The 21,639-nt window shown below is 39.3% G+C and carries 24 protein-coding genes; 2 read left to right on the top strand and 22 right to left on the bottom strand.

The window, feature by feature from the left end; all coding sequences use genetic code 11:
• Positions 1–6: 6 nt before the first annotated feature.
• From MTO68_RS10725 to MTO68_RS10625, 21 genes are all read right to left on the bottom strand, one after another.
• A complete protein-coding gene (locus tag MTO68_RS10725) occupies positions 7–1,128 on the bottom strand; it encodes an enoyl-CoA hydratase/isomerase family protein (protein ID WP_034610216.1) in 1,122 nt (373 codons plus the stop codon).
• Complete coding sequence (ung, locus tag MTO68_RS10720) at positions 1,125–1,838, bottom strand: uracil-DNA glycosylase (RefSeq protein ID WP_004821244.1); 714 nt, start codon at positions 1,836–1,838, stop codon at positions 1,125–1,127. The genes MTO68_RS10725 and ung overlap by 4 nt, the downstream gene beginning before the upstream one ends.
• A gap of 74 nt (positions 1,839–1,912) precedes the next feature.
• Positions 1,913–2,509, bottom strand: coding sequence for a 6-carboxytetrahydropterin synthase (locus MTO68_RS10715; protein WP_244015870.1), 597 nt, complete (start codon positions 2,507–2,509; stop codon positions 1,913–1,915).
• A gap of 232 nt (positions 2,510–2,741) precedes the next feature.
• Positions 2,742–3,698, bottom strand: a complete 957-nt coding sequence (gene gspK, locus MTO68_RS10710; protein WP_244015869.1) for a type II secretion system minor pseudopilin GspK — start codon at positions 3,696–3,698, stop codon at positions 2,742–2,744.
• 47 nt (positions 3,699–3,745) lie between these two features.
• A complete protein-coding gene (gene gspJ / locus MTO68_RS10705) occupies positions 3,746–4,402 on the bottom strand; it encodes a type II secretion system minor pseudopilin GspJ (RefSeq protein WP_081407352.1) in 657 nt (218 codons plus the stop codon).
• The gene (gene gspI / locus MTO68_RS10700; protein WP_004821236.1) at positions 4,402–4,785 is read right to left on the bottom strand and encodes a type II secretion system minor pseudopilin GspI; all 384 of its coding nucleotides are present in this window, start codon (positions 4,783–4,785) and stop codon (positions 4,402–4,404) included. The genes gspJ and gspI overlap by 1 nt, the downstream gene beginning before the upstream one ends.
• Positions 4,772–5,338: a prepilin-type N-terminal cleavage/methylation domain-containing protein gene (locus MTO68_RS10695; RefSeq protein WP_004720822.1), complete on the bottom strand. Its 567-nt coding sequence runs from the start codon at positions 5,336–5,338 to the stop codon at positions 4,772–4,774. The genes gspI and MTO68_RS10695 overlap by 14 nt, the downstream gene beginning before the upstream one ends.
• Before the next feature lie 5 nt (positions 5,339–5,343).
• Entirely contained in the window at positions 5,344–5,958 is a 615-nt protein-coding gene (locus MTO68_RS10690) for a TetR/AcrR family transcriptional regulator (RefSeq protein WP_004821232.1), read from the bottom strand.
• Between the two features lie 87 nt (positions 5,959–6,045).
• Positions 6,046–6,819: a TatD family hydrolase gene (locus tag MTO68_RS10685; protein WP_004720827.1), complete on the bottom strand. Its 774-nt coding sequence runs from the start codon at positions 6,817–6,819 to the stop codon at positions 6,046–6,048.
• 27 nt (positions 6,820–6,846) lie between these two features.
• Complete coding sequence (locus tag MTO68_RS10680) at positions 6,847–7,188, bottom strand: PilZ domain-containing protein (RefSeq protein ID WP_004821228.1); 342 nt, start codon at positions 7,186–7,188, stop codon at positions 6,847–6,849.
• Positions 7,189–7,214: 26 nt separating this feature from the next.
• Positions 7,215–8,195, bottom strand: coding sequence for a DNA polymerase III subunit delta' (locus MTO68_RS10675; RefSeq protein WP_244015868.1), 981 nt, complete (start codon positions 8,193–8,195; stop codon positions 7,215–7,217).
• 65 nt (positions 8,196–8,260) lie between these two features.
• Positions 8,261–9,022, bottom strand: coding sequence for a 3-deoxy-manno-octulosonate cytidylyltransferase (gene kdsB / locus MTO68_RS10670; RefSeq protein ID WP_004821225.1), 762 nt, complete (start codon positions 9,020–9,022; stop codon positions 8,261–8,263).
• A gap of 4 nt (positions 9,023–9,026) precedes the next feature.
• Positions 9,027–10,043 carry a tetraacyldisaccharide 4'-kinase gene (lpxK, locus tag MTO68_RS10665; protein ID WP_004821223.1) on the bottom strand — a complete coding sequence of 339 codons (1,017 nt, stop codon included), beginning with the start codon at positions 10,041–10,043 and terminating at the stop codon, positions 9,027–9,029.
• 6 nt (positions 10,044–10,049) lie between these two features.
• Complete coding sequence (gene msbA / locus MTO68_RS10660; RefSeq protein WP_244015867.1) at positions 10,050–11,780, bottom strand: lipid A export permease/ATP-binding protein MsbA; 1,731 nt, start codon at positions 11,778–11,780, stop codon at positions 10,050–10,052.
• Between the two features lie 3 nt (positions 11,781–11,783).
• The gene (locus MTO68_RS10655) at positions 11,784–12,206 is read right to left on the bottom strand and encodes a biopolymer transporter ExbD (protein WP_004821219.1); all 423 of its coding nucleotides are present in this window, start codon (positions 12,204–12,206) and stop codon (positions 11,784–11,786) included.
• A 20-nt stretch (positions 12,207–12,226) separates the two neighbouring features.
• Positions 12,227–12,859, bottom strand: coding sequence for a MotA/TolQ/ExbB proton channel family protein (locus MTO68_RS10650; RefSeq protein WP_004720849.1), 633 nt, complete (start codon positions 12,857–12,859; stop codon positions 12,227–12,229).
• A gap of 35 nt (positions 12,860–12,894) precedes the next feature.
• Positions 12,895–13,785 carry a ParB/RepB/Spo0J family partition protein gene (locus MTO68_RS10645; RefSeq protein ID WP_004720851.1) on the bottom strand — a complete coding sequence of 297 codons (891 nt, stop codon included), beginning with the start codon at positions 13,783–13,785 and terminating at the stop codon, positions 12,895–12,897.
• A complete protein-coding gene (locus MTO68_RS10640) occupies positions 13,782–14,564 on the bottom strand; it encodes a ParA family protein (protein WP_004720853.1) in 783 nt (260 codons plus the stop codon). Before MTO68_RS10640 ends, MTO68_RS10645 begins: the two co-directional genes overlap by 4 nt.
• A gap of 24 nt (positions 14,565–14,588) precedes the next feature.
• A complete protein-coding gene (gene rsmG, locus MTO68_RS10635) occupies positions 14,589–15,221 on the bottom strand; it encodes a 16S rRNA (guanine(527)-N(7))-methyltransferase RsmG (RefSeq protein ID WP_004821214.1) in 633 nt (210 codons plus the stop codon).
• Positions 15,222–15,327: 106 nt separating this feature from the next.
• Entirely contained in the window at positions 15,328–16,017 is a 690-nt protein-coding gene (gene murU / locus MTO68_RS10630; protein WP_004821212.1) for an N-acetylmuramate alpha-1-phosphate uridylyltransferase MurU, read from the bottom strand.
• Entirely contained in the window at positions 16,014–17,033 is a 1,020-nt protein-coding gene (locus MTO68_RS10625) for a phosphotransferase (RefSeq protein ID WP_151801683.1), read from the bottom strand. The genes murU and MTO68_RS10625 overlap by 4 nt, the downstream gene beginning before the upstream one ends.
• A gap of 119 nt (positions 17,034–17,152) precedes the next feature.
• Here MTO68_RS10625 and MTO68_RS10620 point away from each other — a divergent pair, with 119 nt between their 5' ends.
• Positions 17,153–19,579 (top strand): LPS-assembly protein LptD, encoded by a 2,427-nt coding sequence (locus tag MTO68_RS10620; RefSeq protein ID WP_244015866.1) that lies wholly within the window; start codon positions 17,153–17,155, stop codon positions 19,577–19,579.
• Between the two features lie 23 nt (positions 19,580–19,602).
• Positions 19,603–20,919 carry a peptidylprolyl isomerase gene (locus tag MTO68_RS10615; protein ID WP_004821208.1) on the top strand — a complete coding sequence of 439 codons (1,317 nt, stop codon included), beginning with the start codon at positions 19,603–19,605 and terminating at the stop codon, positions 20,917–20,919.
• Positions 20,920–21,052: 133 nt separating this feature from the next.
• Here the strand turns inward: MTO68_RS10615 and hfq are convergent, their stop codons facing one another.
• Positions 21,053–21,568, bottom strand: coding sequence for an RNA chaperone Hfq (hfq, locus tag MTO68_RS10610; RefSeq protein WP_004720864.1), 516 nt, complete (start codon positions 21,566–21,568; stop codon positions 21,053–21,055).
• Between the last annotated feature and the right edge of the window lie 71 nt (positions 21,569–21,639).

Raw genomic sequence — 21,639 nt, 5'->3', positions numbered from 1 at the left:
ACGACCTTAAATAATACCGTACTGACTTAGCAACGTATTCCAACTGTCAATTGTTGTTACAGGTGGGTTTTTCGCAAGGATTCCACGCAATGTTCGCGACTCAACCTGTTCCCACTCTGGTGATAAATCTTTATCCACCAAGCGTGCGCGTACACCTTCAACAAAATCAGGATGACGAATTTTCCAATCAGAAATTTGTTTTTCTAACTCAAAAACCTCAGACCACGGATGAACTTGACGTCCCCACTGCCATAACAACCAAGTAATCGCAGCAGTACTTGGTGAACCTTTTTGTAGATTCTCACTGGCTTGACGCAACCAATCACTACGCGCATCACTTAGACCAATAATCGCTTCATAATCATGTTCAAAGTTTACACCACGACAAACACTATGAATCACATCCAAAGAGTTTTGCAACGGTCCAGGTGAAACAGGACGATGTAAACTATTTAAGGTGTCATCTAAAGCACGGAAATCGCCAGCAGGATAATGATCCCAATCGATATCAATCAGTTTCTGTAAAACCACATCACGTTGGGCATCACAAATATGGGTTGCCCAACCAATCCCATAACCACCCGCTGCAGTCATGATCGATCCAGTTAAACCCGTAAATAAACCAATCGGACCACGATCTGCTAAGAAACGTGTAGCACCTACATCTGGGTATAGACCGATATTCACTTCAGGCATAGCAAGACGCGAATACGGTGTAACTAAACGGAAAGGCGCTGCCATGAATAAGCCTAAGCCACCACCCATGACATAACCTTCACCCCAAACCACTACAGGTTTAGCATAATTATGCAACAGTAAATCTAAAGCATATTCGGTTTCAAAAAACTTATTGGCTGTTTCAACTTCATTGTTGATCACCAATTGACGCAATTTACGAACGTCACCGCCTGCACAAAAAGCTTTAGGCGTGGTTGAATCTAACCAAATTGCCTTAACTGAGTCATCATGATGAAAATCCTCAAACAGCTTCAATAATGCCGCAACGATAGATTCATCAAGTGCATGAAGCGACTTAGGACGATTTAAGCGAATAATTCGCCATCCCTTTTTCGCTTCTTCGATAATCAGATCTGGGTGATAATTATTTATTTCGGGAGAGTTTGTCATGCGTCCAGCTGCCAGTCGATTGGCTCAATGCCATATTGTTTCAGATAATTATTTGTTTTTGAAAAAACCTTACAACCAAAAAAGCCACCACGATTTGCTGCCAATGGAGATGGGTGCGCAGCTTTTAATACCAGATGCTTCGTTTGGTCTATACGTTGTCCTTTTTTCTGAGCATATGCGCCCCAAAGTATAAATACAATGTGCTCTCTATGCTCATTCAACACATCAATCACATGATCTGTAAAATTTTCCCAACCGCGTTTTTGATGTGATGTCGGTTGCCCAGCTTCCACTGTCAACACACTATTTAAAAGTAATACACCTTGTTGAGCCCATTTGGTGAGATCACCATGACGGGATACAGGTACAGCTAAATCTGTATTTAATTCATGAAAGATATTACGTAAAGACGGAGGCAATGCAACGCCTTTTTGTACGGAAAAACTCAACCCATGCGCTTGATCAGGACCGTGATAAGGATCTTGTCCTAAAATCACCACTTTTACATGATTCAATGGCGTTGTGTCTAATGCATTGAAAATAAGTGAGCTCGGTGGGTAAATGGTTTTATTTGCATTTTTTTCAGCAACTAAAAAAGAACGCAAATCATCCATTTGCTGACTCAAAAGAAACTCAGCTAAACCTTCTTTCCAACTTTGATCTAACCGAACTTGATTTAATTTTGTTTGTTCGAGTTCAGATAATTGCATCAACTTTCATCCTAAATTTCATTTTCCTAAAAATTTATTTGTCCTAAAGATGGATTTCACTCAAGAATCATCATTTAAATTTTAACCTGTAAATCCACTTCAGGGTTTTGAAACGGAATGCCCTGTTTCAATTTTTCATACATTTCTGCGTCAGACCATTCAGATGTGACCTGCTCAGAAAAAATAATTTTATCCAGACTCAACAGTCCCATCTGAGCATTTTCAATATCTTCTTGAAAACTTTGCGCATAACCTGTATCGGTTTCATGCACAATCACAGAATAGACTTCAACATCCCCTTCCCCATTTTGGGTAATGGTTGATTTTAAAATCTGTTGCGCGAGGAAAAAGAATATCCGTGAAAACTGTTCAGCTGATGGAGAAACTGGCAAAGCCACCCAACGAGCACTAAAAGTTTTACACGCCTGAATATATTCAGGGTTATCTTCTTGCCAAAAACAGATCGCATGGTCAAAACTGTCGAAAATTTCTTTGATTACACCTTTAAGCAAGCCAAAGTCATATACCATTTGACCATGATCAAGTTTTGAAGCTTTAAGTAGTAATTCAACTTTATAGCTGTGCCCGTGTATAGACCGTTTGCAACGATCTGACGTGCAATTCCGCACAATATGTGCATTTTCAAACTTAAATAACTTACGAATTAACATGAGCCAAATTTTATAAACAAATCGGTAAAGAATCTCGATTATAAAGCAAAACTCGAACCCTGAGCATTAATTTTCACGTTGATTGCAATTAGCCAAAAGGATGATCTGCTTTTTTAGGCCTATTTAGCTTATCGAATCATGTTTAGTCAATCAACCAACCTTTTAACTACCTTTTAACTATCTTTTATAGTTATTTAAAATCATATAGTTAAAAAAATATTCACTGAAATTTTCAAAATGGTGCAAGGCTACGCGAATAAACATAAACTTGTGATTTATCATTACGCATAAAGCGTGTAGTAAATTGACGCTTGCGATTGCTTAAAGATACTTCGATCTTGGCTTTAAAATAACTGGATGTTACTCCAAAAATCTTGTCTGCCTCTGTTTTGCTTGCAGCTTCCAAGCTGTCAAATGGTGCGATTTTCATTAGCTCGCCCACATTGGCAAAATGCTCAAGTTTTTCTTGTCGCGCTTTTAAAGCTGTTTGTACGCTATTTACGTCTAGTTTCTCATCCATGGCTGCCAAAACCATTGCAGGTGCAGTATTGACATTAATTTTTGTTGCAATATCAGGCAGTGCAGATATATAGGGTGCAATTAAATCATACTTCTTTTCTTCAAAACCACGTACTTGTTTAAGTTCTTCAACACTGGAAAATTTTCGATTTGCAGCCAAATATGGTTTAGGCAAACCTTGGTAATAACTTGTTTCAGCGCCATATGAACCTATGGTTTCATTGTCTGGATCTTGCCAATCAATCACTGCTTGAACAGCATCAGCAGGTAAACCGACACGAACCAAAAGCTTAGAAAAATATTTCTGTGCCGCGTCGTTGGGCTTACCTTCATTATTTAATAAACTGTTTAAATTGAATTTACCTGACTCATCTTCCAACACACCTGTGACATATCCATCTTCAACCGGAAATGCTGGCATTGGTTTTGCCCATGTTTCTTGTAAGTAATCTGCCTCTTTGCTGTTTTCGCTGTCTTGTACCAATATCTCAGAATAAAATGCTTCCGCACTCTTTGCATAAAAAAGTGCTTGGCTTTGCCGTTTTAAAAACCCTGTACTTTCATTGGTGTAATTTTGACGTTTAGCAATCGTCGCAGCAATGATGGTTGCCAAAGCGACCATCACTAAAATCGTAATTAATGCGATACCTTTTTGCTGCTTTAATTGCATGAATGATTTACCTAAATTTATTGATCCGCATCGACCACAATACTGATTTAATTAGCTGCGCCGTTATTGATCAGATAGTCAGAATTGAGCAAACTAAAAATCCATTCATATTCTATATCACGAATCGTGACTTTAATTTTAATCCCACGCGGTAATTGCCTATCATTTTTAATCATATCATTTGGCCAACGATCTAATTCTGTTGGATTTAAAACATCAATACGATACTGATCCACATCTGCCAATAACACACTCGACAAGGGCTGTTCTGAATTATTTCGATTTAAATTTGAATATTTTAACCGATAAAGTTTTTTCTCTTGCGCATTGTAAACATATTCAATTCGTTCATAGGGTGACAACCCCTGTTTAAGCGGGTCGGTTACACCTGTTTTACTGAAAGAAAGTTTTTGATTATCTAAACCTAAAGCAGGTTCAATTTCCTCACCACTTCTTGCAGAAATCGGAACAATCTGTAAGGTATCACGCTGAATCTGTTGATACGCACCTTGTAATTGGCCTAAATTTTCCTCATGTATGACATTACGATCTTTAACTTTAATCAGGTAGTCAAATATTTTCCAGCCCAATGCTGACAAAACAGCAAAGATTGCTATGGCCACCAAAAGTTCAATTAAGGTAAAGCCTGTGCTTTTCTGTGCATACACAGTTTGATTTTTTTTATGCTTGATTAGATTCATCATTATTTTTCTTTGATCGGATAATTAAAGAACACCATATTGGTAATCCCTGCTTCTACTTTACCCGTATCAGGATTAAAAAGGCTCACTTGCACATCTATTTTTTGTACATTTGGGCTCAGTGTAGATTCTGCTTTTTTATCTACCTGCCAAGTTTCACCTTGTGTGGTGACTTGTTTGGATGACGTTCCTGACAGCCATTCACGATTAATCATCATCATTGAGATTTCATTCTGTGCAACAAACTGAGCCTTGGTTCGTAAAATCGCATTGGCTGTCGACTGCGTATATTGCATCGCGACTTTGGTCAAAGCCATTGCTGCGACTGCAAAAATCGCCAAAGCCACAACTACCTCAATTAAAGTAAAGCCTTTATTTTTCTTCATCTACTTTACCCAAATAATCAACTCGAATTACCCCACCCACTGGCTTTTGCTGATAATACATTTGAATTGTGACAGGTTTGACCTCACCATTTCCAAACCAAATCAATTTAGGTGCATTATTTCCCAAGAGTTCTGAGTTATTTGCATTTTGGAATTGATGATCTTCCGTTTCAATAGAAAATGAAACGTATTCTGGCAATGCTCTTTTAGGAAAGTCCGTCACTTCTTTCCATGGTTTATTGTCAACCACTCGAATACGTTGCTCAGCGTCTTCTTTGACTGGAATATACTCAATAACACCATACTGTGCAGCTGCAACATCGGTAGCATTGTGTAAATCAAGTGCATAAATACGCGCTTGATCATTGGCTTCACGATTAATCTGCTTTAAATCGAGCAATAACATCTCACGTGCTTGCATAGCTTTACGCTGATCTACGCCATCAATATTTAAAATGATCAATGAGGCAATAATACTGATGATGACGATCACCACCATCACCTCAATTAAGGTAAAACCTCGCATTTTTTGAGATGATCGTAGATTTTTCATTGCAGCTAAGCCACCTGTTCTGAGGCTTGTGGATGTTTTGGCACAGCCAATGCCTGATCAATCAATGCGACACGTAAGGTATCTCGACAACCTAAATAACGCTGATAGAAGCTGGAATTCAGTATCGCTGCTCCACCATGCGTAATTGACCAAATCGAAGCCAAATAATCACGTACCGACATCAAACTTTGAATCGATTCTAGATAGCTCTCTGTCATGCGAATAATGATACGTAACCGTTGTTTACGCACTTGATAGAGTTCGCTAAATAAATGATGGATGCCTTGTCCAGTGGTGGATAATCGCTCTTCGATCTGATGGAATAACACTGCACGTTCAGGATGATGTAAATGGTGCAACATAAAAAAAGCCAAATGCTCAGGAAATGCTTTTTCAGTATCACGTACCATTTCAAGTAACATACGTTCATTACGAATGATGAGCAGTATATACAACTCATCTTTACTCTGAAAATGCTTATAAAGTGTTCCCTTGGCTAGATCTAATTCTGCAGCTAGGGCATCCAATGTCATCCCTGCTTCACCATTTTCTAAAAGCAGTTGTTCAGCAACCTGAAAAATCAATGCTTCTCTTGCTCTAAACTGAGCCTGTCGATCCATCTTCACCCGATAAACTCTCTTGTTAATTCTATCCGTTAATAAATTGACGCACTTCTATTGATTGCTTTTTAAATCAGTGCTTTTCAATCACTTTTGTTGAAGCAGATTTTCAAAATTTTGTGTGGTAATGAAAGCAATCTCTTCAAGCGTTTTATCATATACATCACTCAGCGCTTTGGCTACATAAGGAACGTATTTTGGTTCATTCGGTTTGCCACGATAAGGCATCGGTGCCAAATAAGGACTATCCGTTTCAATCAACAAGCGATCTAAAGGCACTTGCTTAGCAACATCTCTTAAATCTTGCGCATTTTTAAATGAAACAATTCCAGAGAAGGAAATATAGTAGCCACAATCTAAAACGGCCTTTGCAGTCTCCCAATCTTCTGTAAAACAATGCAAAATACCATGTGTTGATTTTTCAGCCCGAATAATATCTACGGTTTCATGCTTTGCTGAACGGGTATGCACAACTACAGGTTTTTTAAGCTGTTGCGATGCGTGAATATGTCGTGCAAAACAGGCTTTTTGTTCAGCAATAAATTCAGTACTATGAAAATAATCCAAGCCTGTTTCACCCAAGGCCCAAACTTTTTCAGCTTGCGCCAGTTCAACCAGTTTTTCAACACTTGCACGTTGCATCACAGCTGGATCTTCACATGGGTGTACACCGACACTATAGCCCACATCTGAATGTCTTGCGGCAATTTCTGCAAGTGCGATATGGTCATCCAAATCTACAGAAATCCCCATAAACTTGGACACACCAGCATCTCTTGCTTGTTGTAATGCGGCATCGAGATCCCCAGCATAAGGTTCAAGATTTAACATGGTTAAATGGCAATGCGTATCAACAAACACAGAAATTCCTAAATATTGAAAATTGGCTTACATTGTAAAGCTAGGACGGTCCAAAGACATACTGCCTGCGAGTAATTTTTCTGCTTCCATTTTGTAATAGATGCCTTTTTCACCAGTAAGTTGAATTGCAAAACCTTGTGGCTTAATTCCATTTTGCTTTTGCGAAATCCAAATGACTTTCCCTGTTAAAGGAACTTTCTGTGATTGATCTGGCAAACCTGCCAATACAAACACTTCATCGCCCATTTTTACAGGATTCTTTGATGGTACAAATAAGCCACCGCCTAGAATATAAGGCATATAACTGGCTTGTAAAGTTGCACGATCATTGATGTTGACTTGAATCAAACCGCCCATACGTGGTTGCATGATTATTCCCCCTGAATATTCAAATTTTATGTCACATTCATTAACTGAATCGACAATTGATCAATAATTAGATTTGTTTGTACATTTTGATCAACTTTTAGCTTCGATTGTTGTAAATCTTCATAAATAGAGAACAAGCTTTGCAATTGATACTGCGCAGCAAGCTCATCTAATTGCAAATCTGAATTCTTTACAACTTGATTCAGCTTGACACAAATTATATCTGACAACAAGTATTCAAACATTTGTAAAAAATCATAAAAGCTCAGTTCTTTATTCCATTTTGAAGCAAACTGTAAAGGCATGCTTTTTTGACTGACCAATTTTTGCCAATCTTGTAAAAACTCCCCACGTCGGTTTAACCAATCTAGCTCAGCAAGCGCCAATGCTTGCAATGGCATATTATTGGATAAATTCATCAACAAGTTAATTTTAGAATGCATTTCAGCAGGTAAATGTTGTTGCAAATATTGTTCTGAAAGCGTGGGGCTAATACGATCCATGGCAAAGTGCTGTAATCGACTACGAATCGTTGCTGGGAGCTTTAGATAATGTTCCGCAAGTAAAATAATCTGTACCCGATCACCTGGCTCTTCTAGCGTTTTTAATAATGCATTTGCAGAAGCAATGTTTAAAGCTTCTGCAGGTTCAATCACAATAACGCGCCAACCATCTACTGTTTGCTGCACAAATGGTAGTAAATCACGGATCTTCTCGATCTTAATTTTCGCGTTTTGCTTCTTATTCTCTTCATCGGTCGTGATATTAACATAGTTAGGATGGGTATCCGATTTGAGCCACTGGCAACTTGCGCACTCGCCACAAGCAGCTTGTGGTGTTTTATTTAAACACAAAACCCATGATAAAAAATGTTGGGTAAATGCATGTTTACCACAGCCTTTTTTACCATAGAACAATAAACCATGCCCTAATTTTGGAAAGCGACCAGTTAAGGTTTCCCATGTTTGTTGCTGCCAAGGATAAACCTGAGAATTAGAAGCATCCATGAATCAAAAACCTAAATACAAGTGAGGTAAAAACAAGTGACGCAATATAAATAACGCAAGACAAACTATTCAAAAACCGCTACATCTAAAGCGTTTAAACGATCCAAATCTGCTTGAGTATCAACACCAGGTGGTAAGTTTACTTGTGCGATATCAATCGCAATACGATGTCCATTTTCTAAAACACGTAATTGCTCTAAACTTTCCAACTGTTCTAAAATCCCCATATCCCAAGTGACATATTCTTGTAAAAGCTTGACACGGTAAGCATATAAGCCCAAATGGCGATAAGCATGCTGATGTAGCTTTTGCTCAACCTGTTTAACACCCTCTCGATCGTAAGGAATTTGTGCACGACTGAAATAAAGCGCTTCGTTGAACTTTGACATCACCACTTTGACGATGCTGTCACGCTGAAACTCGTCAAACTGATGTATCGGCTCACATAAGGTCGACATTGAACAATCCGCTTTCTGTGCCAGCAACTCAGCAACTTGAATCACCAATTGTGCAGGCAACAAAGGCTCATCCCCTTGTACATTCACAATAATATCCTCAGCATCCCAACCTTTGACCCGAGCAACTTCACTTAAACGGTCTGTGCCCGAAGGATGATTCGGATCAGTCATCACAACATCCACACCTTCTGCTCGGCATAGCGCTGCAATACGTGGGTCATCTGTCGCCACACAAAGATCATCAAATCCCTGTACTTTTTTTGCTTGATCGACCACACGTAAAATCATGGCTCGCCCATGAATTTCTAAAAGAGGCTTACCGGGAAGGCGTGAACTGGCAAAACGCGCAGGAATAACAATATGTTTCATCAAATTAACCTTGTATTAGATCAATACCAAGTTGAGTAAGTTGTTGGTTGAGCAATAGATAACATTCATCAGACAAGACCGCTCCCACCGGAACCACCCAAATCTCACGACTAAATGTAGAATGATTTTTCAATAATGGTAAAAGCTTTACCGCATCTTTTTCAGTGGTAATAATTGGATTGTTATCTTCAAACTGCAAATCATCAATTTCATAATCATAATGGTCTGGAAATTCATGACATTGAAATTGAGTTACACCAATACTTTCCAAGGTGTTATAAAAGCGTTGCGGAAAACCAATTCCAACGACTGCATAATAATCAAGTGCAGGATCAAACTGTTCAGATTGGTCAAAACTTGGATTTAATAGATAAGGTTCAGTCACTTCTAAATGCATATTGAGAGCTGAATGCGGCTGATGCGCATGCTCAATCACGGTACCGTGTTTTAAGCGGCTCACAGGCTCGCGTAAATAACCTTCAGGAAGTAGCTTCTGATTGCCCAAACCTCGGTTATTATCCAGTACAATCCATTCGATTTGACGCGCCAAAGCCCAATGCTGTAAACCATCATCACTGATGATTAAATCAAGTTCATAATGTTGCAGTAGTAACTCAATATTGGCTTGGCGATTACCACCCACCACCATGGGAACCTCAGTAGACTGAACAATCAAACAGGGTTCATCGCCCACTTGATCAGGCACAGAATCTAAAGTAACCAGTGCAGGGAAAGGCCCTTGCCCCCCATAACCACGACTAATCACGCCAACGCGAACATGGTGATGTTGCAAATATTTCACCAACTGGATCAATAACGGTGTCTTTCCACTCCCGCCCACAGTAATATTTCCAATAATCATCACGGGGACAGGTGCTTGATAGGTTTTTTTTATACCTTTTTGATACAGTTGCTTATTTACCGTAAAACCGAACTGATATAACCATGACAATGGCCGCAATGCAATCAACCACTTGGACTGTTTATTCCAAGCATCTTGAATGATTTGCGCAATAGACATGTTCGATTATTCCTCAAAGTTACGTTCATACAATTGATAGTAAGCGCCATGCTTCGCCAATAACTCAGTATGAGTACCTTGCTCTATGATACGCCCTTTATCCATAACCACAATCTTATCCGCTTTTTCGATCGTGGATAGACGGTGAGCAATCACTATCGTGGTTCGATTTTGATCAAGCATCGCTTCATCAAATGCTTTTTGAATAAAGTGTTCAGACTCATTATCCAAAGCACTGGTGGCTTCATCAAGGATAAGAATTGGTGCATTTTTAAGGATTGCACGTGCAATGGCGATACGTTGACGTTGACCACCTGAAAGACTTAAGCCCTGCGCACCTAAAGGTGTGTCATAACCTTTTGGTAACTCCATAATAAAGTCATGTGCATAAGCTGCTTTAGCAGCGGCAATAATGGCTTCCTCAGAGGCTTTTTCTAATTGGCCGTATGCAATATTTTCACGCACTGTTCGATCAAATAACACAACTTGCTGGTTGACCATCGCAACTTGGGTACGCAAACAACTGAGTTCAATATCTTGAATAGGCAGTTGATCTAGATAAATCTGCCCTGCACTAATTTCTTGAAAGCGCACTAACATATTCACCAAAGATGACTTACCAGCACCTGAACGCCCAACCAAAGCAATGGTTTGGCCTGCTTGTATGTCTAATGAGAAATCATCAATCCCTTTTACATTATTTTTATAAATCAAAGACACATGATCAAACTTAATATTACCCAACAATTTTGGCGTTAAAGTTCCAGTATTTTCTTCTTGAGGCAGGTCTAGAACTTCAAATACAGAATATGCAGCCGCAATACCACGTTGTAATTTTTCATTGATATCTGTTAAATTTTTAATAGGCTTCGCCAATAACCCAGCTGCTGTAATATAAGCAACAAACTCGCCAGCTGAAGTATCGCCTAAAATTTGTGGACGTAATGCCAACCAAATAATGATACCTAGAGCAAAAGCCATGACCAATTGTACAAGTGGACTATTTAAGTTTTGTACAACCACCATTTTCAAACCACGTTTTAAGTTTTCTTCTGAAGACTTATAGAAACGTTTTTGTTCATTTTCCTCGCCAGCAAAGCTTTTGACAACCGCATTCGCACTGACTGTTTCTTGCACAATATGATTGACATCCCCCATGGTATTTTGCACTTGAATAGACAGCTTACGCATGCGTTTTGAAGCTTTACGCACCAATAAACCAATAATCGGCATAAAGATAAAAATACACAAGGTTAAACGCCAATTGGTATACAGCAAATAACCCAATAAACCTAAAGCAATTGCACCATCACGAATTAATGTTTTTAACGATTCAGAGGAAGCTGCGGTTAACTGCTCCACGTTATACATGATTTTTGCAGTGATGTGACCTGATGAATTATCCAAATAATACTGTGCGGGTAGTTTTAACAGTTTGGCATAAACTTCTTGACGAATACTAAATACCAAACTTCTTGAGATGACTGCAGTAAAGTAGCCACCCATAAACAATCCTAAGCCACGGAAAAAAATCAACAAGATAATTAGCGCTGGAAACCAATCAAGATCTCCACGATTACCATCTTGAATTGCATCAATAATATATTTAAGTAATTTCGCTACAGAAACTTCAGTTGCCGCATTTACGCCAAATCCAATAATAACGAGTAAGGCTGCCCCCCAGTACGGCTTTAAATACGCCAAAAGACGGACATAGACCTTAAAATCTTGATTCACTAATTAATAACCTCGAGATGGAACTTTGGTACTGATATTGATGTTAACGAAACCGAGCTGTCCTGCGACATCCATCACTCGTATAACATCTTGATGCGTCGCTTTGGCATCTGCAGCAATCACAAACATCAGATCACGATTGTCATTTGCTGCTTGCTTAATTGCAGTACTTAAATCAGCCGACTCTTTACTCGAAAGTGCCTGCCCATTTACTGCATAATGCCCTGCCGAGTCTACCATGACTTCAATTTTATTTTTGTATTCTTTTGGCGGAACACCTTGTGCATCCGGTAAAGAAAGATTGATCCGACTTTGCTGGTTAAAGGTGGTGGTCAGTAATAAAATCACCAATATAAATAACAAGCAATCAATCAATGGCGTAAGATTGATATGAATATCTTCAACTGTTCTGCGTCTAAATTTCATGAAACACCCCTAAAACGGATTTAACCAGCTTTCTTTTTTTCATTTTCAAGGTGTTTCTGAAAAAATAAGGCGGCATGAAATAAAGTCGACTGTTGCTCGAGTTCAGCCACATATTCCTGAACTAGGCGCTGAAAATAACGGTAGGCAAATAGTGCTGGAATAGCAATTACCATACCCGCAGCTGTGGTAATTAATGCCTTAGAAATACCTGGAATCATCATGGTTGGATTGGCATTCGTACCTAAATCAATCACCAAAAAGGATTCGATAATCCCAATCACTGTACCCAATAGTCCCAATAACGGTGCAACAGCGCTCAATGTACCTAAGAAATTGATATTTTTTTCTAAATATCCAATTTCGCGCGAAGCAGTCGCTTCCATCTGAGCACGTGCAAATGCCTCGCCTTGAGCGTAAGCATCAATACCATCTTTAAAAATATAGCCCAATGCCGTTTGGCAAACCGCTTGATCTTGTTCCATTTCATCTAAAACATCGTCAACATTGCGGCCTTTTTGCATCATAAGCGACTTAGGTAGAACTAAAGATCGTTTCAGCCGTATAAATCTCTCGATTGAAATCGCAACAGTAAAAATTGAACATAAAACCAATGGCAGCATTAACCAACCGCCGGCTTTAACAAGTTCCCACATCTTTAGTTCCCCAAATTAATTAAATCGCTTAAACATTATTGTTCTGGTAAACAGATATTTAAAATTCCATCTAACTCATCAAGCGAGTTATAACTGATGACCAGCTTGCCTTTACCCTGTTTGTTATAGTCTAATTTTACACTGGCACTAAAGCGCTCTGACAGTTTCTGAGTCAGTTGTTGCACATCTGGCGCAAGTGGATCTTTAGATTTTTCCTGCTTTGGCGTATTCCAATCACGCACCAACTGCTCGGTTTGACGAACAGACAAACTCTTATCAATCACGATTTTTGCAATTTGCAATTGATCTTTAGCTTTTAGGGTCAATATCGCACGAGCGTGCCCCATGTCTAACAGGCCTTGTTGCATTAAATCTTTAATTTCATCTTCAAGACTTAATAAACGCAATAAATTACTTACGGTAGTCCGTGCTTTACCTACAGTGTCTGCAATTTCTTGATGACTTAAGCCAAATTCTTCATGAAAGCGTTGTAATGCCAGTGCTTGATCAACTGGGTTTAAATCTTGACGCTGAATGTTTTCGATCAATGCCAAGGCAATCGCAACTTGATCGGTCAAATCACGCACAATTGCAGGGATTTCAGTCAAACCCGCCAATTGAGCAGCACGCCAGCGACGTTCACCTGCAATGATTTCATAGGGAGTTTCGTCATTTTCAATCGGACGAATCACAATCGGCTGCATTACACCATGTTTTTTAATTGACGCTGCAAGTTCTTGTAAATCTTGCTCACCAATAAAACGACGGGGTTGATATGCGCCGCGTTTTAATTGGGTTACATCCATCTGTTTTAATTGGCCATGATCCAATGCTTGAACTTCAAGTTGTAATTTTTCTTTTTGGATTGAACCTAATAATGCATCTAAGCCACGACCCTTTGCCAACCCTCTTTTTTTCACGGTCATGCTTTATTTCCTTTTTTCACTTTACTCTTTTTCAACATTTCAGCTGCTAAATTTAAATATGCAATTGCACCTTTAGAGCTTTTCTCAAAATAAATAATCGGTAATCCATGTGCTGGCGCTTCGGCCAAGCGCACATTACGCGGAATCACTGTATCATAAAGTTTCTTACCAAAATATTGTTCTAATTCGGCAGAAACATCACGGGTGAGTGCATTACGTGCATCATACATGGTACGAAGCACCCCAATAATTTCCAATTCAGGGTTTAACGCCTGTTGAATTTTATCAATGGTCTGGGTCAGATCTGCTAATCCTTCTAATGCATAATACTCACATTGCATTGGAATAATCACTGCATCGACTGCGGCTAAAGCATTGACTGTAATTAAACTTAAACTTGGTGCACAATCAACAATAATATAATCAAAGTCTTTTTCAATTTGCTGTAAAGCGTTACGCAAAATAAACTCACGTCCATCTTGCTCTGCGATTGCCAGTTCAACACCTGCCAAATCACGATTTGAGCCAAGCACTTTATAACCGACTTCAGCTTTACTAATTGCAGTTTCAATCGGCACTTCACCCAGAAGTACATCGGTGACTGAATACAACAAATCATTTTTTTGAATACCAGACCCCATGGTAGCATTACCCTGAGAGTCCATATCCACCAATAAAACACGCTTTTTCAACACTGCCAAAGAGGCAGCCAAATTCACGGCTGTCGTGGTTTTACCTACGCCACCTTTCTGGTTTGCGATAGCAATAATTTGAGCCATGGTAACCCCAACCCTTAGTCTGTTTTAAATCTGTTTTAATAAAAGTAAATGACGTTGTTCGTCCAACCGAGGTACATGCAATTCAATAATGTCACAACTCCACTTGTCTTTTAAAGCATCAACTTCTTCAGTGGGAATCAAACCTTTCATTGACGCAATGATACTGCGTTCATGCATATAAGGTTTTGAAGCTGTCACAAAATCTGTCAATGAAGCAAATGCACGACTGGTGATCACATCAAATTGCCCTAGATCATGGATACTATCTTCATTTTCTACACGTGTCTGAACTGCGACAACATTTTTTAGTTTTAAATCTGCAATAAACTGTTTCAGAAAACGAATTTTCTTACCATTTGAATCCAACAAAACACATTGACGTTCAGGTTGGCACAGTGCAATGATCATCCCTGGCATACCCCCGCCTGTACCAATATCGAGTAAACGACCAGCGGGTAAATCATTTAAAATACTTAAGCTATCCAATAAATGTTTAACCAACATTTCTTTTGGATCGCGAATCGCCGTTAAGTTATAAGCTTTGTTCCACAGGACGAGTGCATCTTGATATTGTAACAATAATCCTAATGCTTCATCACTAAGTTTTAAGCCAAGCTTTAGACTGCCTTGCTTTAACTCTTGAAAAAATGGATGCATGATCAAATAACATCTCTAAAAAGTTAGCTGAAAGTATACCTATTTCTCGCCCGTGGAACAGTAGTTAACGATGAGTTAATACGCACTTAAGCGTATTTATCCTCACTTAACTATACTCACCCTGTCTTATTTGCCAATCCAAGGCTGTTAAACGCTCAGGTGTACCCACATCAACCCATGCTGCCTGCATTTTCTCAGCCGAGATTTTACCGTCTAGCATGCCTTGTTTAAGCAAGGGTGCAAGCGGTCTTTTACCCTGTTCCAGACCATCAAACATTTTTGGGTTAATCACAGCGACACCACTATAAGTTAAATTTTCACCTTGCTGATTTTGCTCAAAGGTATAAGCACGACCATTTGCCAAGGTAAAATCGCCCTGAGGATGCTGTTCAGGATTATTGACAAAAACCAAATGTGCAAGATCATCGGCAAGATTGATATCTAATAATGATGCAAAATCAAAAGTGGTCCATACATCACCATTGACCAGAATAAAAGGTTGATCACCGAGAAGCGCTAAAGCATTGATAATCCCACCTGCGGTTTCCAAGCCCTCATCTTCACGCGTCCAGCGAATAGTCACACCAAATTGTGAGCCATCACCCAAGGTACCAATCAGAATATCCGCTAACCATGCAGAATTAATCACGATTTCAGTCACACCAATTTTTTTTAATTTTTCTATATGCCATACAATCAGTGCTTTGCCGCCAACTTCTAATAAAGGCTTTGGCTTATAAAGGGTCAAAGGTCGCATTCTATTGCCGAGCCCCGCAGCTAAAATCATTGCTTTCATGCTGCAATCACCTCATATACACCATATTTTTCTTCAAATTTTGGTAAAACCCGTGCATGAATAAAATGCATAAACGGTTGTAATTCTGGGTAAGGTTTTGATTCTTCCAATAAATACCACATGACACGAGGCAAGTCTTTGAGATAACCAGATTTACCATCACGCTCAAACAAACGCACAAAAATACCTAAAATTTTGATATGGCGCTGAATTGCCATAAAGTCAGCATCTTGTTTGAATTGATCAAAATCACGATCTTGCTTGGCAGATTCAGGTAACAAGTCATAAAACACTTTAAACCATCCATACACACGCTCAGGACCCCACTGTACGTAGGCATCACGGGTAATCGAAATCAAGTCATAGGTGTCCGCACCAATCACTGCATCTTGAAAATCAATCACGCCTTGGTCTTTCTCAGCTTCAAGAATCATCAGATTACGACTATGGAAATCACGATGTACGATTACTTGAGGTTGTGCCAAAGCTGCATTGGCAAGAATAGCAAAAGTTCGTTTAATTAACCCAAGCTCTTCATCTGTTACTTGAATAGCTAATGATGGCAACAACCAATCCGTTAACAATTCCATTTCTGAGATCAGCTTTTCATAGGCATATGCTGGCAAGTGCGATGAATCAGCAGCAATAGACTGCAACTGCACCAACTGCTTAAAACTTTGCGCATAATGTGCATCTACCGTTTGATCATTCAATTGTGTAGATAGCAAGACATCGCCAAAATCTTCAAGTAACAACAAACCTTGATCTAAATCCTTGGCAACAATATGAGGTACACGCACCCCATTTGTGTCAAAGAATTCATCAATCGCAACAAAAGGACGACAATCTTCCTTCTCAGGAGGTGCATCCATAAGCATAAATGTTTTATTATTCAAGGTAATTCGTGCATAACGACGGAAACTCGCATCGCCTGCTAAAAAATTGATTTCAAATTGATCTGAACTGAGTACAGATGTTAACCATGTTTGTATCAATTGTTCACGTTGTGTATTCATTTGCAATTTAATCTAATTCAGGCTGAATTTTTGAAGTGCTAAGTGTAGCTACTTATCGACTTTTTCTCTATGATGCGACAATAATTAATTGCGATTAGCATATTTGGTTAACGAGACAAATGAAGCATCAGTTTAAATTTAATCCTTTAGCGACTGCTATTTTGACACTTCTTTGTGGAAGTTCAGTATCCAGCTATGCTGAATCGACAGACACTGTTTCTGAAGTTAATAATAAGCAACTGAATGCAGCCATCAAAGAAAGCTTTGCAGGGCAAAATTTCTTTGAACAATATTATGTGGACAAAAACTCACCTGAAGCACAGGTACGTGATTTAAAAAATCCAAGTACCCGTTATTGTGAAGGTGTCTGGGTTACACCTTTTAGCACTCAAGCTAAATCAACAAACCCAGAAGAAGCGTCATCTGTGATTACCGCAGATAATGGTTATTACAATCCCAATGGTGACTCTTTCCTGTCTGGTGATGTAGTCATTGATCAATCTGGACGTATGATTCGTGCCGATGAAGTGACCATTGATAAAACACAAACTTTCGCCAAAGCGAAAGGCAATGTACAAATGGCACAAGGTGGTATCATCGCGCAAAGTGATCAGATTGATTACAACCTGAAAGATGAAACTGGGCAGCTAAATAATAGTTTCTATATTGCAGAATTGACCCACGCACATGGTCATGCAGAAAAAATAGAAAGAACTTCGCCAACCAATATCGTCCTTGAAAATGCCACCTATACCACCTGCCCACCCGATGAAAAACCCACTTGGAAAATTCAGGCCAATAAAATTGAATTGGATCAAGACACTGGTCGAGGTGTAACGCGTGGCACCAAACTCTATGTTAAGGATGTGCCTGTACTCGCAGTTCCATATTTTAACTTCCCGATCGATGACCGCCGTACTACAGGGATTTTAAATCCTAGTTTTGGCTTTACCAATGATGGTGGTTTTGAACTCGCAGTTCCCGTTTATTTAAATTTGGCGCCCAACTATGATGCCACCATTACACCACGGCTGATTACTGACCGTGGTCTTATGGCTCAAGGTGAGTTTCGTTATTTAACTGAGAACTTTGGTGCTGGTAGCGTTTGGGGAAGTTACTTACCTTCTGACCGTGATTATAATGATGAAGATCGTAAAGACCTGCATTTCCTACACAAGTGGGATATCACTAAACAATGGTCAACCAATTTAGAATATAACTACGTTTCTGATAAAGATTTTTTCTCAGATCTAGATAACAACCCAAACACTCGTACAGAGCTGAACCAACGTCGCGCATGGGAACTCAACTACAATCACGGTATTCCAGGCTTAAAAGCTCAACTTAAAGTTGAGGACTTCCAAACCCTTGATAAAACCATCAAAGATGTAGATAAACCATACGCCCGCCTACCTCAGTTTTTACTGAACTATGTCGCTGGAAATCCGCAAGGTTTGGAATACGAATTTAACAACGATACTGCGTATTTCCAAAAAGACATCAATGATGCCGATTATAACAACCAGCCAAGTGGTACACGTTTATATAACCAATTTGCGACACGTTATAATTTCCGTAATCCATGGTCTTTTGTGATTCCCGAAGTCTCTGTTCGGAGTTTAAATACTTTCTATGATCAAACCACTGTAGATCAACTTAATTTAAATAACCAAAGCCAAGATAGCAAAAATAAATCCGTTGTTGTTCCTCAATTTACCTTGGATACGGGTCTAACTTTTGAAAAGGACGGAAAATTCCTCCAGACCATTACACCTCGCGCTTTCTATGCGTATGCACCATATAAAAATCAAACAGGTTATCCAAACTTTGATTCAACTACAGCTTCTATCAGCTATGATCAATTGTTTAGCCCATACCGCTTTTATGGACATGACCGTTTAGAAGACAATAACTTTTTATCTCTTGGTTTAAGTTATAGCTTATTTGATACAGTCGGCTTAGAGCGCTTAAGAGCCAGTATTGGTCAAAGTTATTATTTTGATGATCGAAAAGTTACTTTACTCAACAATACAGATGATTTAGACAGAGAAAAACATACTGGTCCTGTGCTGAGTCTTTCTAGCCAACTTTCACAAAACTTCACACTAAGTACCAATTCAGCGTGGATGTCAAATGGTGATAGCGCTCAACATGACTTCCAATTGTATTATACAGGCCAACGCGGAAACCTTTATAACGTTGGTTATTTTTATCGCAACAACCTCCCTGACCGTCAACGTGCATATGATCAAGCAGTTGCATCATTTATACAGCCTGTAAAAGACAACTGGCGTATTATGGGACATGTTCAATATGACCTTGACAACCATGTCGCACGTGAATATTTATTGGGTGTGAATTATGAATCTTGTTGTTGGGGAATTTCCGTCTATGGTCGCTCGTACTTTAATGATCTAGATGACGTTTCTCTTCCTGATACAAAGCCAAAACGCGCAGTGATGGCTGAGATCACACTAAAAGGACTTGGTGGTTTGAACAACAAGTTAAGTTCATTACTTGAAAATCGTATTTTAGGTTTTGATTAAGCTAATCAATCTTGGACATATTAATGAAGACGCAAAAATTTAAAAAATTATTTAAAGCATCAACCTTAGCTTTACTCATCTCCACCTCGGTATCAGTTTATGCTGCTCCGCAGGACCAAATCATTGCAATTGTTGGTTCTACAGCAATTTTAAAAAGTGATTTAGACCAAGGTGTTGCTGAAGCGACACATCGACTTCAGGCACAAAAGAAAGAAATCCCACCACAAAACATTCTGCAACAGCAAGTACTGAGTCAGCTCATCACCCATGATGCACAGCTTGAACAAGTGAAGAAGTATGGCTTAAAAGCAGATGAAAAAAGCTTAAATGAAGCCGTATTGAAAGTTGCCCAACAATCTGGTGCAAATTCTTTAGAAGCTTTTCAAAAAAAATTAGATGCTGTTGCACCGGGTACCTATGAATTACTGCGTAACCGTGTTGCAGAAGATTTACTCATTCAACGATTGAGTCAACAACAAGTGATGTCTCGTATCAAGATCACTGACCTTGATGTTGAAAACTTCTTAAAATCACCTGAAGGTCAAGCTGCTGTTGGTAGTCAAGTCCATGTACTACATATGCGTATTTCAGGAGAAGCGCCTGCAAGCGAGTTAGAAAGTATTGCAAAAGCAGTCCGTACTGACTTAAAAGATAGCAATGACGTTAAAAGCATAGAAAAGAAATTTAGCACAGCTCAAGTTAAAGTTGATGGTGCTGATATGGGCTTCCGTCCGCTTTCAGATATTCCAACAGATCTTGCTGCACGTGTTACTACCCTTGAGCCAGGACAAACCACTGACTTAATTCCAGCAAAAGACGGCGTTCATGTTTTAAAATTATTAGAAAAAAAATCGAATGAGCAAAAAGCTTTAGTTCCGCAATTTAATACGCGTCATATTTTGATTAAAACATCAGAAGTTGTTAGCCCTGAAAATGCAAAGCAAACCATTGACAGTATTTATAACCGCTTAAAAGCGGGCGATGATTTTGCTACGCTTGCTTCAACCTATTCAAATGACCCTGGTTCTGCTCGTGATGGCGGAAGTCTTGGCTGGGTAAGCCCTGGCATGATGGTTCCTGAATTTGACAAACTCATGCAGAGTTCACCAGTCAACGAAATCAGCAAACCATTTCAAACTCAGTTTGGCTGGCATATTCTCCAAGTTACAGGCACACGTCAACAAGATATGACCTCAGAGTACCAAAAGCGTATGGCTCGCCAAATTTTAGGAGAACGTCAATTCGAATCAGAATATGACGGCTGGTTAAGAGAGTTACGTGCAAATACTTACATTGAAATCAAAGACCCAAGCCTAGATCCAAAGAAAAATGAAAGTTAAGTCTATGCTAAGTCGTTAAATTAAAAACCAGTGCTTTTGCACTGGTTTTTTTCTCTCTAAATTTAGCAGCACCAATAAAAAAGAGACGCCAATTTGGCGTCTCTTTTACAATCGTTCTTGTTAAATCAAGAAATTAACGATTGTTTTCATCTTCTTGTGAATCTTCAAATTTTGTTTCGCCGCCAAAGTCAGTACCTTGACCGCCGAAGCCACCTTGACCACCGAAGCCACCTTGACCACCGAAGCCACCTTGACCGCCGAAGCCACCTTGGCTACCGAAACCACCTTGACCACCGAAACCGCCTTGTTGACCACCAAAGCCGCCTTGTTGACCACCGAAGCCACCTTGACCACCGAAGCCACCAGCTTGACCGCCGAAGCCGCCAGCTTGACCGCCGAAGCCACCAGCAGCGCCTTGAGCACCAGCAGGAGCACCAGCTGGACGTGGATTACGTGCAGGTACTACAGTTGAAATAGCATGCTTATAAACCATTTGGCTTACTGTGTTTTTCAACAAAACAACATACTGGTCAAAAGATTCAATATGACCTTGTAATTTAATACCGTTTACAAGAAAAATAGAAACAGGAATACGTTCTTTACGGAGAGAATTTAAGAACGGATCTTGTAAAGTTTGACCTTTAGACATTTTATACTCCAAAAAAAATTAAAATCAGCGCAAAAACTACCTTTATTTTTCAATTAAAATTTATAAAAAAG

This window comes from Acinetobacter sp. NyZ410, assembly GCF_022828975.1.
GTDB classification, from domain to species: domain Bacteria; phylum Pseudomonadota; class Gammaproteobacteria; order Pseudomonadales; family Moraxellaceae; genus Acinetobacter; species Acinetobacter guillouiae.
This window is presented reverse-complemented; position numbering and strand designations above follow the sequence as displayed.